This is a genomic window from Ghiorsea bivora (assembly GCF_000744415.1).
Taxonomy (GTDB): Bacteria; Pseudomonadota; Zetaproteobacteria; order Mariprofundales; family Mariprofundaceae; genus Ghiorsea; species Ghiorsea bivora.
The window spans coordinates 253,270-270,777 of sequence record NZ_JQLW01000007.1; the positions used below are offsets into that span (position 1 = coordinate 253,270).

Sequence of the window (17,508 nt, forward strand, 5' to 3'; positions counted from 1 at the left end):
TTGTTGTCAGTTTGACACACCCTTTTAAAAACACATGAACTGTACAAAAAACATCGCTTAAACAAATACTTAAATAAGGACTCACTCAGCGTGAAAATAAACTTGTGATAGCATAACATATTCATAACAGGGTAAGCACTCAACCTGATAAACATAAACATCAGCAAAATAGCGTGGACTTGTTCACGCAGAGGAGGCTTATATGTCACTAACAGAAATATTTTATTATGGTCTGAAAAGGCTGCAATTTCGGGGGGGCCACTTGGTTTGTTATACTCATTACACTCACTTATTTAGCCAGAGAGTCGATGCGAGGTATATTAAGTCGGTCACTTCGTTGATTCAAAGTGCTTTTCAACAAGCATCCGAATCATTATCGAGCGTTGAGCAAAGGCTTGCGCAACGTAATATGGAAGTGCTTAGCACTGAAGGGCGAGAGGCTGCTGAACATGAGATTGAGCGTGAATTTGAGCGTATCCACCACATTGTAGAGCAAGATTTGAGCTGAATACCCTACCCTTCATCATAAAATCAATGATGTGGTCACCAAACTTGGGCGAAGATTATAAAGGCAGTGCAGATGTGCCGCCTGAAGCACCGGGTTGGGCAAAAGCGGTGGATGCAGTCGCCAATATCGCTACCAGCAAAAACGACCCCATGGTCGGTGAAATCTTAGATAGTATTCATGGCTCTATGGAAAAAAATCATGAAAAAATGCTGGAAGAATATAGGAAAGAAAGCAGAGAGCGTCATATGCTTCTTAAAAAAATGCGTCCTTCTTGGCGGGCTATGAATCATGACCTTAAACAGGTTGACCAAGATGTGAATGCTTTGCTTGACCGCGACAAAGTGCTTGACCGCCACATGAAAAGCTACGAGCAAATCATTCGTGAAACTGATACAGTGAAAAAAAGCATTGCCTTTTTCATCATTAACCCAGTTTTTTATTGCGGGTTTAGTATTGGCTGTCGCTACTGGTGGTGCAATGATTAACTTCAATCTTATTTCACGACCCATGCAGGAAATGGTGGGTGGTAGCAGCATGATGATGGGATATAAAGTGACAAACATTGCGGCTTTGGTGATTATCTTGGTGGAAATTGCCATGGGTTTATTCCTTATGGAGAGTCTGCGTATCACACGTTTATTCCCTGTGATTGGTGCGATGAAAGATAGCATGCGTTTTAAAATGGTGCTGATTACCTTCTCCATTTTGTTCATGTTTACCAGTGTTGAAGCGGGTTTGGCTTATATGCCGTGAAATTCTCGCCCAAGATGATGCTGCCCTTCGTGCTTCTTTGTTAAACAATGCTGAGGCGGTGGCTGGCGCAACGGGCATGTCTGACCGTTGGATTACCACAACGGCACAATTGGGACTTGATCAATGGGCATAGGTTCCATTCTTCCCTTTGCTTTGATATTTGTTGCCATCCCCTTGGAATCCTTCATCCATTCAGCGCGTACTGTGTTGGGCATTACAGCCGTTGCTGTGCTTCGCACTTTGGTGTTCACCTTCACCTTGCATGCCAATAGCAGCCATTACTTTGGGCTGATGTGAACCAGTGTGTATGACCTTGTTATCTTCATTCCACTTTGGTTGGAGTCCAAAATCAAAGGTATCGAACCCAAAATACATAAAAAGATAAACATGGGTTTAACCCATTGGACACACAAACCATCAAAGGAGCATCATCATGAAACATATATTCATTATAAGCATTGTCACTATCATGCTCATGGGTTGTGCGGCAAACAACTACCCACCACCAAAGGTGTATATGCTGCTCGACACCTCAGGCACCTACACCCAAGAATTGGTGAAAGCACAGCATGTGATTAATTTCACACTCGCCAAACTTAACCCTGGCGACACCTTTACCGTAGCCCGCGTAGACACCGCAAGTTTTAGTGAAAAGACATTGTCGCCAAAGTCTTTTGATGACAGACCAAGCATTGTCAATCGCCAAAAACGTCAGTTTAGAGAAAAAAATTGATGCTTTTGTCAAAGGCGTGAAGTCCAGTGGTTATACCGATATTACGGGTGGTATCTTACAAGCCGTTGAATATCTGAATGAAGCCAATGTGGGCAAAAAAACGATTTTGATTTTTTCCGACTTAAAAGAAGAGCTTAAAAAAGGTTACAATCGTGATATTCCTTTGCAATTGAATGGTTTTAATATGGTTGCATTAAATGTGACCAAGCTACGCAGCGATAATACCGACCCGCGTGAATACATGGGTAGATTGCAAATGTGGGAAGAACAAGTGACTGCTGGTGAAGGCACATGGCGTGTGGTCAATGATATGGAACGCTTGGAATCCATCATTCTTGATTAAACCCAGAGCTTAAGCAATTCGCTGACCCTAAAAGAGCCTGATATGGAAAAATATTCAGGCTCTTTTTTTTGCACCAAACACTCATTAAATCAAGTTGATTTGACACTCACTTCACTTTTATCCCGTGCAACCATTTGCCTTAGTTTATCCCATGCTGCTTTGGCTGCATTATGCTGTTGCTTGTCGCCTTGAAGCTTTTCAAGGTCATCTGCCAACATTTGCATTTGCAATACCCCATCGGGCACACCTTTGGGAAAAGTTGCTTGGCTGCCAAACAATACACTGCCCACCACAGCACCAAACCCACACTCTTGTTTCACTTGGGTAACAAAGTGCCCTACTTTCTCTAAAGGATTGTTAAATTTGCCTGTCACATGATTTTTGACACATGTCCACTCATGAATATTGCTTGCACCAAAAATATAACCTTGGCTTTCATCACGTTTCACAATCAATATTTTACCCTGCAACAGCAACACATCATCAGCAAAAAGATAACTATCCACGCCATCAAACAGAACCGCATCTTTCATGCTTTCACATGTATGCGCTTTCAATGCCGTTTTTAACAACCAAGCATCCGATTTTCTATGCCTATAAACAAGGTAAAACGCGATAAAAAGCAGCGTAGCTATCGCCAAGCCAAACCACTGCATAGGCATTAAAAAATAAAAATACGATAAATCCATACACCAAAGCTATACCATTTTTTTATCACTGCACATAACATCCATCACACATATTTCATTCTCTGCTTGGCTAAATGATGTTTCCTCGTATAGTTCGCACCTACTCGTTATTCCTATTTCCTAAAGAGGTGAAAATCATGGCTTTTGTTGTTACCCAGCTTTGTAAAGATTGTGTTGATACTGCTTGCGTTGCGGTATGTCCTGTGGATTGTTTTTATCAACCCAAAGATACGTCCGATGAAACGCCGAATATGCTTTATATTTCACCTGAAGAGTGCATTGACTGCGCAGTTTGCGAGCCAGAATGCCCTTGGGAAGCTATTTATCCTGAAGAAGATGTGCCAGATGTATTTGAATCAGACATCGCGCTTAATGACCTTTGCGATACAGACCGCGATGCCTTCGAACTTGCAGAAGTGACCGACCATACACCACCATCTGCCGAAGAAATTGCTGCAAACAAAGCCAAATACGGCCTTTAAGTTTCAAGCTTATCATCATCAAGGGAGCTTTATGCTCCCTTTTTTGTTTGTATGGGTAAATCATGACAACCAAAACACACCTACTTAGTTTAGATTACACTGCACTAATTCATCTTTGTGAACAGCTTGATGTGTCGCCTGTACATGTAAAAAAAATCATGGGCAAGGTCTTCCGCTATGGCGAATTTGACTTGGAAAACATCCCTGACTTTCCTAAAAAGCTGTTGTTTTGGTTGCAAGAGAACACATCTTTAGCTTTACCTGAAATCATTGCCAACCAACAAGCCGAAGATACCACACAAAAGCTACTCATGCGTATGGCTGACCATAAAGATGTCGAATCCGTGCTTATCCCTGCTGAAGGGCGCATGACCCAATGCATATCTTCGCAAGTCGGTTGCGCCATTGGTTGTGAGTTTTGTTTAACCGCAACTGCAGGTTTAACGCGCAATTTAACCACTGCCGAAATGATGCAACAGGTGTTGGTTGCCAAACAAACACTGGGTTATTTTCCACGCAATATCGTGATGATGGGCATGGGTGAACCCCTGCACAACTATGAACATGTTGCCCAGTTTGTGCGCATGCTGACCCACGAGCTTGGGATGGCATTAAGCCCGCGCCGTGTCACCATTTCTACAGCAGGTTTGGTGCCTGCGATTTATCGTTTGTTAGACGATGATTTACCATGTTCCTTAGCTGTTTCACTCAATGCTACCACCAATGAAACACGCAACCAAATCATGCCCATCAATCAAAAGTATCCGCTTGAAGACCTGCTTGCGGTGATGGATAAATATGTAAACGCACGCAATAAAAAACGTATTCTCATTGAATATGTATTGCTTGCAGGCATCAATGATAGCCCCGATGATGCCAAACGCTTGCGTGATATTGCTTTATCCTTGGGTAGCACGGTCAACATCCTGCCATTCAACCCTTTTATGGGCAGTCGTTTTACCCGACCCAGCGACGAAGTGGTTGATATGTTTCGCAATTACCTCAATGATGCAGGTGTGGTAGCAGTGGTTCGCATATCCAAGGGCAGAGACATATCTGCAGCATGTGGACAACTCAAAACCGAAGTCAACCAACGCGCAGCCGATATTCGTCTGCAAAGGAGACAAACATCATGATTTTAGTCATTGGTGACATTATTGTAGATGAATTTATCTGGGGGGATGTTACGCGTATTTCTCCCGAAGCGCCTGTGCCTGTGGTAAATGTTGGCAAAGTTGACCGTCGTTTGGGTGGCTCTGCCAATGTGATTCGCAATTTACACGCACTTGATACCCCATCTGCCATGTTTGGCGTGGTTGGCGATGATGAACCGGGTGCTTGGGTACACCACAGATTGGGTGAACTCAGCTCGGATGACTCTGGTGTACTCACCAAAACCAATAACCGCCCCACTGCCATCAAAACACGGGTGATTGCCCAACATCAACAAATCGTGCGTTATGACCATGAGTGGAACTCAAATATCGACCCCGCTACACAACAATGGCTACTTGATGCCATTCGTGACAAAGCAAAAAATGCATCGGCAATTATTATCTCTGATTATGCCAAAGGTGTGCTCACACCTGAGTTATTACGTAAACTTATCCCTGAACTACAAGGCAAGATTATTGGCGTTGACCCTAAACCTCTAAACACTGAATATTATCAGGATGCTACCTTTATCACGCCCAATCTTCTTGAAGCATCACAAATGGCAAACATGGATAATATCAATACCGATACCCATGTTGAAACCATGGCAAAACACCTGCATCAAAAACTAGGGTTATCCTATATTCTAATCACCCGCTCCGAACAGGGCATGACTTTATTTGATGGCAAACAATGCCATCATATTCCCACAGCTGCGCGTGATGTTTTTGATGTGACAGGTGCAGGTGATACGGTCATTGCTGTGTTCACTGCCAGCCTAGCCCGAGGCAAAACACCTTTAGAAGCTGCCAAAACAGCCAATTTTGCCGCAGGTGTGGTGGTAGGAAAAGTGGGCACTGCCACTGCAGATTGGCAAGAAATCGAAACCATGGCGAATACCAGCCATGTCTAAGCTAACCGCTGAATTAACTTACGCCATTGGTATTCCCGCTCGTTTTGATTCCACGCGTTTTCCTGGTAAACCTTTGGCAAATCTTGCTGGCCAACCCATGATAACCCATGTCATCAAACGCGCCTTACAAACAGGACTTGGACGTGTGATTGTCGCAACTGACCATCAAGGCATTGCAGGTGTCGCCACACAAGCGGGCGCAGAAGTGGCAATGACCAGCCCTGACCACGAAAGCGGTACAGCCCGCCTTGCCCAAGCTTTTGTCGATATTGATGTGGATATTGTGATTAATGTGCAAGGTGATGAGCCGTTGATAGACCCACAAGCCATTCGCGATGTTGTTGTACCCTTTGCACATCAAGCTGAACTACAAATGGCAACCCTTGCTCACCCTATTCGCCACGCCAATGATTTTAATGACCCCAATGTGGTCAAAGTGGTCTGCAATGCCGCAGGACACGCCATGTATTTTAGCCGCTCGCCACTGCCTTACCCACGCAACAGCAAAGCATTGCAAGACGCAGATAAACTACAACATGTGGGTTTGTATGCCTATCGCCGCGATTTTTTACTCCAATACAGTTCTTTAACACCATGCAAAGCCGAACAAGCTGAACAATTAGAACAACTTAGGGTGTTGCATCATGGTTACCCTATCGCTGTGACCATTGGTGATTACCATTGTTTGGGTGTGGATACACCACAAGATATGCAACGCGCCGAAGCCTTGTTGCTATCAGCTTAAGCAAGACTTGTTGCCCATACTCATAAAGCAACTTATCATCGCCCCATGAGTGATAAGCGCCCCGATGAACGCGACATTGATGAAATTTTAGCAAGCATTGATGAAATGCTTAGCCAAAAACAGCCTTACACTTTGCAAGATAATGGTCGCAAGGATTCGGTCAAAGAAGGTGTCAAAGCCTCTGAAGACACTTTAGGGCTTTCCTCCTCTGTGGATTTGCCCGAGCTATCCGAGTTTGATCAGGTTGATATTGATGCGTTTTTATCACTGGGTATGCCAGAACATCAGCATGAAACCCAAAGCAAAGCAGACAAAAACAACGAAAAAGAGCCCGTTAAAAAAGAACATAACGAAGACGAGCGCCAAGCAAAAGGCTTCAACACAGAGGCACAAGCTAAAACAGAAACACCACCCGAAACAAATATTCAAGCCGATACCGATATTGCCCATGACATCGACCAAGATGCAGTACCTGATATGGAGCAAAACATTGATGAAAACATCGACTTCACACTGGATGAAATTGACTTGCCTGAGTTCGATGAAACCCTAGCTATAAATCAAGGGGCAAACACAGACGAACAAAACACACAAACACCTGAAATAAGCGACAAGGATGCTATGGCATTATCGCCAGAAGAATCTCAACAAGTTGCCAGTGCAAATACTGATGATGTGCTTCATGATGGTATGATTGAAGATAATCTAGATGAAGAGGCATTGGATGAACCAAACCTAAGTGAAAACGACTTGGGTAAAAACAGCTTGGATGAAATCAATCTGGATGAAAACATTTTAGATGAAACCGAACTGCTTCACGATGAACATCAAGATGATGAACTCACAACAGAAGATAACATGCCACGCCATCGTATTTTACTGACCGAAGAACTCTTAGAACCCAGCGCCCAAGAAGCCTTACCCTTGTGGATAGAGCAAACTTCAAATGAAGAAGAAACCTTGGAACAAAGCGATGATACAGCAGATAAATATGAAACTGCGGCATCAGAAACACCAGAATCAGCCTTTACTGCTGCCGAACCCACACCAACAAAAGAGCTGCACAGCAACGCATCACAAACAGTTTCCATAAAAACGGATGCCTTAGAATCGAATAGCTTAGAAACAGAAGACTTCAACGAAAAAGAAGCAGAAGTTGATACTAAAACCCAAGGAACCGAGACAAAACAAACGCCGCAACAACCTGCAAACGATGTTGATATGCAACCAAACACAGCCAATGCTGATGTTCCCGCTGACAAAAGTTTAAGCCTAAGCGCTACGCCAGTATCAGCCGATGAAACAACCCATCTACACAAAGATGATGCCTTGATTTCCGACCTCGAAGAAGGCATTGGTTTGGATACTGTATATAAACTTGAAACCCTAACATCTGATACAGAAGACGACTTGGATAACCATACCGAATTGGTTGAAGTAATGATGGAAGAAGTATTGCAAGATGATGAAGAACAAGCTGAAAACAGTGAAAATAAGCCTGAAAAAGTAACAGAAAAAAAAGTATTCTTAAACGATGATGAACTACAACATATGATGCAAGCCGTCAGCGCCGATGTTGCCCAACAAATCAACGACCACTTACAAACTTGGTTGCCTGGTTTGATTAGCATTGCCATTAAAAATCACATCAAAGACCTCAACAACAAAGATTAAATACAAACATAAAAATAATTAGGAACACACAACTCATGAGTGACAAACCAACAGCATACAACCCGCAAAGTATGGAGCCAACAATCACCGAACAGTGGTTGAACTCGGATGCATTTAAACCCAACCCCAAAGGTGTGGGCACATACAGCATCACCCTGCCCCCACCAAATGTGACAGGCAGCTTACATATGGGTCATGCATTTTCAGGCACGATTCAAGATATTTTGATTCGCTGGCAGCGCATGATGGGTAAAGAAGTACTTTGGCAATTAGGGCTTGACCATGCAGGCATTGCCACGCAAATGGTGGTGGAACGTCAGCTTGATGCTCAAGGTGTACATCGCCGTGATTTGGGGCGTGAGAAGTTCATCGAAAAAGTTTGGGAATGGAAAGCCGAATCAGGCGGCACGATTCTTGGGCAAATGAAACATTTGGGTTTCTCCATTGATTGGTCGCGTGAGCGTTTTACTATGGATGAAGGTTCATCGGCTGCGGTGCAAGAAGTGTTTGTGCGTTTGTTTGAAGAAGGTTTGATTTACCGTGGCAAACGCCTCGTCAACTGGGATCCTGTGTTGGAAACGGCTGTATCCGATTTGGAAGTGGTACATGAGGAAGAAGAAGGTCATTTCTGGCATATTCAATATCCCTATGCCGATAACCCAAGCAAGCATGTGATTGTTGCCACCACTCGCCCTGAAACATTATTGGGCGATGGCGCAGTGGCTGTTCATCCATCGGATGAGCGGTATAAAGATTTAATTGGTAAGGAGCTCACCTTGCCCTTGTGTGGTCGTACCATTCCTGTGGTGGCCGATGAATATGTTGACCCTGAATTTGGTACAGGTTGCGTGAAAATCACCCCTGCCCACGATTTTAACGATTACGAAGTGGGCAAACGCCATGATTTACCTATGCGCAACATCTTCACCAACACGGCGCATATTAATGATGAAGATTTTATCCCTGAGCAATATGTAGGCTTGGATAGATATGAAGCAAGAGAACGCATTATTGCGGATTTGGAAGCAGAAGGTTTGTTGTACAAGGTTGAGGCGCATACGCATAAAGTTGGGCGCGGTGACCGTTCACACTCGATTATTGAACCCTACTTAACCGACCAATGGTATGTTGCCATTCAAGATTTGGCAGACCCTGCGATTGAAGCGGTGGAAAGTGGCGAAATTCAATTTGTGCCAGAACATTGGCAGAAAACTTATTTTGAATGGATGCGTAACATCCAAGATTGGTGCATTTCGCGTCAACTTTGGTGGGGTCATCAAATCCCTGCGTGGTATTGCGAAGATTGCGACCATATCACCGTTGACCGTGGCACGCCCGATTGTTGTGGTGGTTGCGGCTCGAAAAATATCAAACAAGATGAAGATGTCTTAGACACATGGTTCTCATCAGGTTTATGGCCCTTCTCTACCCTAGGTTGGGATGGCAAATCCGATAGCCCCGATATGGCAAAATTCTACCCCACCAATGTGTTGGTGACAGGTTTTGATATTATCTTCTTCTGGGTTGCCCGCATGATTATGATGGGCAAGAAGTTTACAGGCAAAGAACCATTTAAAGATATTTATATTCACGCTTTGATTCGTGATAAAGATGGGCAAAAAATGTCCAAATCCAAGGGTAATGTGGTTGATCCATTGGAAATGATTGAAGCTTATGGTGCAGATGCTTTGCGCTTTACGCTTACTCACATGGCAACCCCTGGTCGTGATGTGAAGTTGGACATCAAACGTATTGAATCCAACCGCAACTTCATGAATAAAATCTGGAATGCATCGCGTTTTGTGTTTATGAACCGTGAAGATGCCAAGCCAGAAAGCAGCATTCAGCCCAAGAATGATGTAAACCGTTGGATTTTATCTGAATTAGACACGTGCGCCAAAGAGGTACACAAAGCCTTGGAAGAATACCGCTTTAATGAAGCCGCAGGCACACTTTACAGCTTTATTTGGGGCACATACTGCGACTGGTATGTGGAAGCAGCGAAAACATCACTGTATAAAGGTGATGCCGATGACAAACGCGAAACCCAAGTGGTGATGCTCACCGCATTGGATGGTTGGTTGCGTTTGTTGCACCCCATTTGCCCATTTATCACCGAAACTTTATTCCAAGAACTGCACGGCGAAGATGCTCGCCTAGTAACCGACGCTTGGAACACCGACTTTGCCCATGATGAAGCAGCCACAACGCGCATGAACCGCATCATGGAAATCGTGAATGCGATTCGCTCTGTGCGCGGTGAAATGAATGTATCTCCAGGCAAAAAAGTAGATGCACACTTTGCAGTGTCTGACGCACTAAAAGCAGAGCTTGAGCCACAGACTAAAGTATTAAGCAGCCTTGCGAAGTTAGAATCTATCACATGGGTTGCAGCCAATGCAGAAGTGGAAAACGCAGCCATTGCCCCACTCTCTGAGCTTAAAATCTTCTTGCCGCTTGCAGGTTTGGTCAACATTGATGAGGAGCTAACCCGTGTATCTAAAAACATGGAAAAAATCCAAAAAGAAATGGGTGGTCTCAAAGGTAGATTAAACAATGATAAGTTTGTAGCTAGCGCCCCAGAAGCCGTGGTCAGCAAAGCCCGCGCCGACTTGGCAGAGCTTGAAGCAAAATTAAGCGAGCTTGAAGCGTCTAAAACCAAGCTGGAAGCATTGGTGTGATGGGTATAGACTTAGCTTTATGAATAAAAAGGCAGTGAAAATGGTCAAATTGGGTGAAGAAAAGCCTGATATGGTGTTTAACAAGGTCTGGGAAGTCACTCAAATGACTTGGCCTGAGCCTATTCCTAAGAAAATGGATAGAACCAAGGTAAAGCTAATTCGTGTTAGCTGACGACTACCAAGATATGATTTTCGAGCTTCAACAGCATCAAGTTGAGTTCGTGATTATTGGCGCTTATGCCATGAGTGTATTTGGCTACACGCGCGCTACGGGTGACACTGGTTTGATAGGTTTATAACCCAATCATGATTCTAGAGAATAAACTGAACATCAGCAATCAGGTTGAGCTGGCGATAGCTGAAGAAAAAATAAGCAAACAAAAAGCAAAACAACTGTTCGATTCTGATGACATCAACAACACTGAAATCGGCACCTTTGCTGGGCTTGCCTCTATTCATGCTTACCTATTTGCGGATATTTATGATTTTGCAGCCAAGATTCGTGAGGTCAACATTGCCAAAGGTAATTTTCGCTTTGCGCCACTGATGTATCTCACGCAACCCTTAGCGCATATTGATGCCATGCCACAAGGTAGCTTTGATGAAATTATTGAAAAATACGTTGAAATGAATATCGCCCATCCTTTTCGAGAAGGTAATGGTCGCGCAACCCGAATTTGGCTGGATTTAATCTTGAAACAAGAGCTGAAACAAGTGGTGGATTGGACTCTTGTCGATAAAGATGATTATCTCTCTGCCATGCAGCGCAGTGTGGTGAAAGACGTTGAAATCAAAGTCCTGCTCAAACAAGCGCTAACCAATCAAGTGGATGACCGCGCCCTGTTTATGAAAGGCATTGATGTCAGCTATTACTATGAAGGTTATAGCGAATTCAAAACCGAAGAGCTGTAAGGAGAGCTAAAGTGGTATGTATGATGTTCCCAAAGCTCCCAAAACCAAGATAAAGCTTATTCGTGCTGGTTAAAGGTTACCAAAAAATGCACGAAACAAGACCCGAACATCCCGCTAGTTTTATCAAGCACTTTTAACCCAATTAAGATCCTTTTGATACAATTTATTATTTTTCACCAATGACCAAACCACACGTGATAAATGCCTTGCCAGTGAGCGTACGGCCTGGTTGTGTTTTTTGCCTTCCGCACGTTTTTTGTCGTAATATGCTTTGGATTGAGGTGTGTGATAATAGTGGCGGGCGGCGGCAACCATCATGGCTGCTTTGGCTCGCCTATTTACCTGTTTATAGCCTTTGGTTCCCGTGAACACACCAGAGCTATTATCCAGCGGCGCAATGCCAATATAACGTGCCAACGATGCTTCTGTAGCGAAGCGTTGCATGGTGCCTATTTCAGCCGCTAACTCTGTGGAGCAGACCAAGCCAAATCCTGTAATCGAAGCGATGGTGGTTGCGAGTTGTGATTGTGGCAACAAATCATCCAATTGTTTTTCAAGGCGTTTGATATTGGCTCCTAATGCTAAGGAAGTTCTGAATAAGTCTGGATGCAGTAGATTGTATTTCAGGGCATACAAAATCAAGGCGTGAGTTGCATGGAATAGCAAGGCTATTGCTCAAACTCACAACGCAGAGTTTGGGTGTACTGGATACAATATATACGTTCATGACTTGTTCAGAACTTCCCTAATATGCGCTGCGCATCCTCAATGACCATATCACCCATCATCATCACATCGGTAGAAAGTATTGCAGACTTTTGCCAACGCCGAATCAACTCGAAATAGACCTTGCCCACACCTTTAATTTTTTGGATACTACGACTGTGCATCCGCATCAATTGATCAAAGCTTGGTTTGCTGGTGAGAAAGTTAAGAAACCATTGATTGCTGATGCTTCCAGTCAACTCAATCAAGCCAGGCGCAATGCTTTGAATGTTACCATACATGAGATCTGTGACCATCGCTCGCTCATTTACCAACTGCCTACGACGGCGTGTTAGAAGCTTCATGTCATGGTTTTGGGTGAAATGTTTCTTTGGATACAGCAAGGTGCGGTACCATGGGTTGGATAAAAACAAAAACAGGCTTTATATGCTTTTAGGGTTCACCAATCTTTTGCGCAGTCAAAAGCTGCTTTCTACAGGATAAAACTATGCAGAATACGGGAAAACCACCGTATTCTGTATCAAACAAGGGGGTTCGCAGGAATTTGTAGGCTAAACCCCATCGTTTCTAAACTTTCCCGCCTTTAGATTCTGAAAAGGCTGGTTGTTCAGAGTTGCCTTATGAAAAAGGTTGTCGCTATTGTAGTTCTGGTGCTGTTTTCAACTCTGTGCTTAGCATCTGAAAACACCACCTCTTTGAACATGACCTGTCAGGACTATAGCTGGCATGATGTAGAATCATTGGTGCAGCCCTACCTTGATGACTCACTACTGCCCTTGCATGCAAGGTCAAAACTCAAATTATAGAACCTCCGAAGCAGCCTCTCAGACAATGGACCAAGCTTTACCCAATATTATAAAACGCATCCTAAAATCCATCATCCAAGCTGACTGTTAATCACCACAGTTTTATTCTATACCTCTCTAGCAAACCAACATTTTAAGTTGAGGTACAGGGGGGCAGGTCTATCATTGTATTCATTGAATCTTCGGGGTCGTAGCAAGCTAAGTGATTACACAGCAAAGTGTTAGGTTCTAAAAAAGGTCTAATTTCAGGCTTAGAAGTACTATTTCAGTAGCAGAATCGCGCGTTTAAGGAGCTGCCGTCCCCAGGGGAAGGTCCAGAAGCTTGAATTTATTGCTGGGGAAGGAGGGGAAATCTTTTAAGCATTGCGTCGACTTCGGGCAATGAATAGCTATACCGGACAAAAGGCGTACTATATTGGGGATGGGAAGATATGGTCATTCAATATGTTTGGCTGGCAGAGAATCTCACATCAATGATCAACAGATTAGTGGCTATGCCGTGATCTGTTGACTATAGCTTAAGGCCACCAGGAGCAAACAACATGGGTAAAGAACAGAAAAGTAATCGCGAAGGCAAGAAAGAGGCGGCCAAGACTCCAAAAGAGAAGAAGGCTGCTAAGAAAGCCAAAAAAGCAGCTCAATAATAGGCTGGTTATCACACAGCAGGGAGCCACTGGCTCCCTTTTTTTATCTTAAAATTACTGAGCCTTCAGTCAGAGCTTATAGACAGTTCTGGGGACAGAATATTTCATTCTGAAAAGGAATATCTACCCCTTCTCCGCGTGTTACGGTTTTCCTATCCACGATTCATCTGTTTTTTGGTTTTGCTGGTTGCCTGTGCGGTGAATGGGTCATCCGGCCAGTAGTGGCGTTTGTATTTCCCACGCAGTTCTTTTTTCACATCGTGATAAGTGGTTCTCCAAAAGCTGTTTAAATCTTGTGTAATCTGCATGGGTTTACGCGCGGGTGATAATAAATGCATCATCAGTTTGCACTGACCATTGAACAAGGTGGGCGTATCGTATAAACCAAACACTTCCTGCAGCCTGACGGCAAGGATGGGTTGCACAGGGTCGCTGTAATCAATATTCACTGAGGAACCGCTGGGTACGTCGATTCGCTCTGGCGCTAGCTGCTTGATTTGTTGCTGTTGCTCCCAACTGAGCTGATTGAGAAGCAAGTTATACATATCCAGTTTGAAACATTGCTTGAGGCTGTTTTCATGGTTTAAGTGGGGTTGCAACCATTCATCTAGGGTGTCGATAAGCGCCTGCTCTGAAAAATCTGGAAGAGGCTCAGTGAACTGTTTTTTTAATGCTGCGTTATTTTGAAGATGGTGATTCATAAATAACACACGTTGTTTTAGGCTAACTGCCTTCGCACTCCAGTTGAGGCAGTCTAGCCCCCTACTTTTGATCGCCAACATCAGGCACTGTTGTACCGCAGCTTGTGTTGCCGTGTTTTTCACATCATGTTGGATGGATTCCTGAAGAATAATTTTATCCATGCGGCTGGTCTGTTTCACTTCGGCGCGTTGTGCGCTTTCATTCCATTCAACATGTTCTTCGCGCTGAATATGCTCACTAAAATATGCCTGCAATTGTTCTGCGCTAATATCTGCCGCCAGATAAATACAGGCTTCGCCCTGTTTCGCATCAAGGTTGGCGACCACCAAATATTCATGCAAATGTTGCTGCAAAAAGGGTGGAATAACCGCACCTTTGCCGTTACTGAGCAAATAACGTGCTTGATTGGCATTGCGTTGTTTGGCAATTCTGTCGGGGTAAGCATAAGCCAGAAGCACGCCGCTATAATTCGCATCTGGTCTGTCTTTATTTAAAGGGCTTGTCGTGCATTGTTTAACACGCCTAAAAAAATCATCGGCAGTTTGTAAAATACGTTTGCATTGCTGGTTATCTATGCCCTTCTGCTTACCAACATCACTTTGATTTGATCTGCCCTGTACCAAAATATGAATTCTATCATGAATATCGACACTTTTATCAACGCCAGCTTTAAATATATCTTTCTCGGTGAGCAGGCTGGCAATCAAGCAGGCATGATAAGCCTGATCAAGTTGAAGTGCAGACAGCATCATATGCGCTAAGCGTGGATGTGTGCCCAGTTTCAGCATGTCACCGCCATGCCTTGTCATGTTACCCTGCTCATCAATCGCGCCAAGTTGTTGCAGCAATGTTTTTGCCTGTTCTATAGCTGCAGTTGGCGGTAAGTCCATCCACTGCAATTCATGAACGTCAGTCACGCCCCAGTTGGCAAGTTCGAGTAGCAAAGGTGACAAATCGCTGTGTAAAATTTCAGCCGGTGCATGTTTGGCGAGATGGGATTGCTGCTCTGCCGTCCACATACGGTAACAAACACCTGCGGATAATCGTCCCGCGCGCCCACTGCGTTGCACGGCTGAGTCTTGTGAAATTGACTGGGTGTTAAGCCGATTCATGCCCGAGGCAGGGCTATAATCCAGCATACGCTCTAGCCCTGAATCAATCACACAGCTAATACCTTCAATGGTGAGGCTGGTTTCTGCGATATTGGTAGCTAAAACAATTTTTCGCCGCCCATCACTGGGAGAAATGATAGCCAAATCCTGCTGCTGTTTGTTTAAACTACCATGTAACGGTGCGATTAAAATGTTGTTTATTGATGCCTTATCAAGGACTGATTTAATCTGTCTGGACAGCTGGTTAATTTCTTTGATACCCGGTAGAAAAACCAAACAGTTGCCCTGATGTTCATGGATAAATGTATGGACTGCATTGCTCAAATGAATCATCAATTGCTGCTGTGGTTTAACGTGGTGCTGACGCATCACTTGAGCCAAATATCTATTCTCAACAGGAAAGCTGCGACCTTGGCTTTGAATGATAGGTGCATGATCCAGCAGTGTCGCCACAGCATGGGTATTCAGCGTTGCCGACATCACCAGAATTTTTAAATCTTCGCGTAAAATCTGCTGACTTTGCAAACACAGTGCCAGTGATAAATCTGCATGCAGACTGCGTTCATGAAATTCATCAAAAATAACCAGTGCCGTTTTTTTAAGCTCTGGGTCAGCCTGTAATTTGCGCGTTAAAATACCTTCGGTGACCACCAGTATTTTTGTGTGTTTACCAAAACAATGATCCTGACGAATCTGGTAACCCACGGTTTCTCCGACTTGTTCACCGAGTAAAAATGCCATGCGCGCCGCTGCATTGCGCGCAGCAAGTCGGCGAGGTTCGAGCATAATCATCTGTTTGTCACCCAACCAGCTCTGGTCAAGCAAGGTGATGGGTACGACGGTGGTTTTCCCTGCGCCCGGTGGCGCTTGCAACACAAGACGATTACACGTGGTTAATTTGTCTTTGATGGCTGGCAAAACATCATGAATGGGAAGGCTTGGCTTGATCCGAGTTGGCATGAGCTGAGCATAACTGAAGCTAAGAGGCTAGCAAATCATAAAGACCCAGGTTGTATCTAGGACAAAGGCTAGCATTAAAGGCGTAGAACTTGTGACGCTAAAACGTAGAAGGCAAGAGTTTAGTTTTTCTGAAATATGCCTTGCGTACAATCTTTCTGTACATTATCCCAGCCGAAGACCTCACCATTCATCGCCACATAAACACCATTGTCCAGTAGTTGAACCGCCGTAACTGCACAACCGAGATTAAAGAAGGCATCCGAATGATTGACGGAATAAGGGATCATTGCCCCGACCAAAACCACTGTTTTATCGGTCAACTTTCGCCCCAATAAAGATGCCGTTTCCACCATGCTATCAGTGCCGTGGGAAATAATCATACGCGAGGTTTCAGATAACTGACATGCTGCAAGAATCACCTCGCGGTCACTTGCTGTCATATCCAAGCTATCTTTAAGCATCAACACCTCAGTGTTATACTCCAGCTGACACCTACCTCGCAATAACATCTCAGGCACAAACGATTTCTGAAACTCAAGCTTGCCCGTAAGTTCATTGTATTGCTTGCAGATTGTGCCACCTGCTATCAGAAATTTCACCTTCATGTTTACTCCCTACTCCCACCGTGTGTAACTCTTCTAGAAAAGGGGTAGATCCCACTGCTGTCCCACTTATAAAAAAGAAGTAGGTCTGACTTTTCTTATATGTTATCATGGTTGCACCACACAAACCATTGTAATAAAAGGAAAATCAGACCATGGCACATCATAACACAGTTTTGTCTCAAGTTCTAAAATTACTACCTAGACATAAATTTGATTCATTGAGCAAAGCTCATGATGGCAAGCGCAGAAGGGATGCCTTGCCGAGATGGTCGCAGTTTGTTGCATTGCTCACAGGTCATCTTGGAGAGCGTAAAAGCCTGCGTGATATTACGATGGCATTGGAGAGTCAATCTTCAAGACACTAT

General features: G+C 44.1%; 22 protein-coding genes. 17 read left to right on the forward strand and 5 right to left on the reverse strand.

What is annotated here, in order from left to right; all coding sequences use genetic code 11:
• Positions 1–337: 337 nt before the first annotated feature.
• The 7 genes from DM09_RS11555 (at position 338) to DM09_RS05725 (ending at position 2,337) form a co-directional block, all read left to right on the forward strand.
• Positions 338–508 (forward strand): hypothetical protein, encoded by a 171-nt coding sequence (locus DM09_RS11555; protein ID WP_157753606.1) that lies wholly within the window; start codon positions 338–340, stop codon positions 506–508.
• Between the two features lie 26 nt (positions 509–534).
• Positions 535–993 carry a hypothetical protein gene (locus DM09_RS11070; RefSeq protein ID WP_157753607.1) on the forward strand — a complete coding sequence of 153 codons (459 nt, stop codon included), beginning with the start codon at positions 535–537 and terminating at the stop codon, positions 991–993.
• Entirely contained in the window at positions 986–1,261 is a 276-nt protein-coding gene (locus DM09_RS11075) for a hypothetical protein (protein ID WP_051938210.1), read from the forward strand. The genes DM09_RS11070 and DM09_RS11075 overlap by 8 nt, the downstream gene beginning before the upstream one ends.
• Positions 1,230–1,394 (forward strand): hypothetical protein, encoded by a 165-nt coding sequence (locus DM09_RS11560; protein WP_157753608.1) that lies wholly within the window; start codon positions 1,230–1,232, stop codon positions 1,392–1,394. Before DM09_RS11075 ends, DM09_RS11560 begins: the two co-directional genes overlap by 32 nt.
• Entirely contained in the window at positions 1,385–1,558 is a 174-nt protein-coding gene (locus DM09_RS11565; RefSeq protein ID WP_157753609.1) for a hypothetical protein, read from the forward strand. The genes DM09_RS11560 and DM09_RS11565 overlap by 10 nt, the downstream gene beginning before the upstream one ends.
• A 136-nt stretch (positions 1,559–1,694) precedes the next feature.
• The gene (locus tag DM09_RS11725) at positions 1,695–1,994 is read left to right on the forward strand and encodes a hypothetical protein (RefSeq protein WP_232507769.1); all 300 of its coding nucleotides are present in this window, start codon (positions 1,695–1,697) and stop codon (positions 1,992–1,994) included.
• Entirely contained in the window at positions 1,939–2,337 is a 399-nt protein-coding gene (locus DM09_RS05725; RefSeq protein WP_232507770.1) for a hypothetical protein, read from the forward strand. Before DM09_RS11725 ends, DM09_RS05725 begins: the two co-directional genes overlap by 56 nt.
• Before the next feature lie 89 nt (positions 2,338–2,426).
• Here the strand turns inward: DM09_RS05725 and DM09_RS05730 are convergent, their stop codons facing one another.
• On the reverse strand, positions 2,427–3,026 hold the full coding sequence (locus DM09_RS05730; protein ID WP_038248394.1) for a hypothetical protein: 600 nt from the start codon (positions 3,024–3,026) through the stop codon (positions 2,427–2,429).
• Between the two features lie 137 nt (positions 3,027–3,163).
• Here DM09_RS05730 and DM09_RS05735 point away from each other — a divergent pair, with 137 nt between their 5' ends.
• The 9 genes from DM09_RS05735 to fic all read left to right on the forward strand — a co-directional run bounded on the left by DM09_RS05735 (position 3,164) and on the right by fic (position 11,588).
• Positions 3,164–3,508, forward strand: a complete 345-nt coding sequence (locus tag DM09_RS05735) for a 4Fe-4S dicluster domain-containing protein (protein WP_038248396.1) — start codon at positions 3,164–3,166, stop codon at positions 3,506–3,508.
• 62 nt (positions 3,509–3,570) lie between these two features.
• Positions 3,571–4,644 carry a 23S rRNA (adenine(2503)-C(2))-methyltransferase RlmN gene (gene rlmN, locus DM09_RS05740; RefSeq protein ID WP_038248399.1) on the forward strand — a complete coding sequence of 358 codons (1,074 nt, stop codon included), beginning with the start codon at positions 3,571–3,573 and terminating at the stop codon, positions 4,642–4,644.
• Positions 4,641–5,576 carry a D-glycero-beta-D-manno-heptose-7-phosphate kinase gene (gene rfaE1, locus DM09_RS05745; protein WP_038248401.1) on the forward strand — a complete coding sequence of 312 codons (936 nt, stop codon included), beginning with the start codon at positions 4,641–4,643 and terminating at the stop codon, positions 5,574–5,576. Before rlmN ends, rfaE1 begins: the two co-directional genes overlap by 4 nt.
• Positions 5,569–6,321, forward strand: a complete 753-nt coding sequence (gene kdsB / locus DM09_RS05750; RefSeq protein ID WP_038248407.1) for a 3-deoxy-manno-octulosonate cytidylyltransferase — start codon at positions 5,569–5,571, stop codon at positions 6,319–6,321. Before rfaE1 ends, kdsB begins: the two co-directional genes overlap by 8 nt.
• 45 nt (positions 6,322–6,366) lie before the next feature.
• A complete protein-coding gene (locus DM09_RS05755) occupies positions 6,367–7,995 on the forward strand; it encodes a hypothetical protein (protein ID WP_038248409.1) in 1,629 nt (542 codons plus the stop codon).
• 35 nt (positions 7,996–8,030) lie between these two features.
• A complete protein-coding gene (locus tag DM09_RS05760) occupies positions 8,031–10,676 on the forward strand; it encodes a valine--tRNA ligase (RefSeq protein WP_038248411.1) in 2,646 nt (881 codons plus the stop codon).
• Between the two features lie 19 nt (positions 10,677–10,695).
• Positions 10,696–10,848: a hypothetical protein gene (locus DM09_RS11570; RefSeq protein ID WP_157753610.1), complete on the forward strand. Its 153-nt coding sequence runs from the start codon at positions 10,696–10,698 to the stop codon at positions 10,846–10,848.
• The gene (locus tag DM09_RS11575) at positions 10,838–10,975 is read left to right on the forward strand and encodes a hypothetical protein (RefSeq protein WP_157753612.1); all 138 of its coding nucleotides are present in this window, start codon (positions 10,838–10,840) and stop codon (positions 10,973–10,975) included. The genes DM09_RS11570 and DM09_RS11575 overlap by 11 nt, the downstream gene beginning before the upstream one ends.
• A 7-nt stretch (positions 10,976–10,982) precedes the next feature.
• A complete protein-coding gene (gene fic, locus DM09_RS05765) occupies positions 10,983–11,588 on the forward strand; it encodes a protein adenylyltransferase Fic (protein WP_038248414.1) in 606 nt (201 codons plus the stop codon).
• A gap of 123 nt (positions 11,589–11,711) precedes the next feature.
• Here the strand turns inward: fic and DM09_RS05770 are convergent, their stop codons facing one another.
• The 4 genes from DM09_RS05770 to DM09_RS05785 form a co-directional block, all read right to left on the reverse strand.
• The gene (locus tag DM09_RS05770; RefSeq protein WP_157753614.1) at positions 11,712–12,254 is read right to left on the reverse strand and encodes a transposase; all 543 of its coding nucleotides are present in this window, start codon (positions 12,252–12,254) and stop codon (positions 11,712–11,714) included.
• Positions 12,255–12,322: 68 nt separating this feature from the next.
• Positions 12,323–12,610 (reverse strand): hypothetical protein, encoded by a 288-nt coding sequence (locus tag DM09_RS05775; protein WP_157753616.1) that lies wholly within the window; start codon positions 12,608–12,610, stop codon positions 12,323–12,325.
• Between the two features lie 1,306 nt (positions 12,611–13,916).
• A complete protein-coding gene (gene hrpB, locus DM09_RS05780; RefSeq protein ID WP_038248420.1) occupies positions 13,917–16,538 on the reverse strand; it encodes an ATP-dependent helicase HrpB in 2,622 nt (873 codons plus the stop codon).
• 119 nt (positions 16,539–16,657) lie between these two features.
• Positions 16,658–17,143 (reverse strand): asparaginase domain-containing protein, encoded by a 486-nt coding sequence (locus tag DM09_RS05785; protein ID WP_038248421.1) that lies wholly within the window; start codon positions 17,141–17,143, stop codon positions 16,658–16,660.
• Positions 17,144–17,295: 152 nt separating this feature from the next.
• On the opposite strand from DM09_RS05785, the gene DM09_RS11365 reads away from it, so the two are divergent.
• A partial coding sequence (locus DM09_RS11365; protein ID WP_157753618.1) for a DUF4372 domain-containing protein occupies positions 17,296–17,508 on the forward strand: 213 nt, incomplete at its 3' end.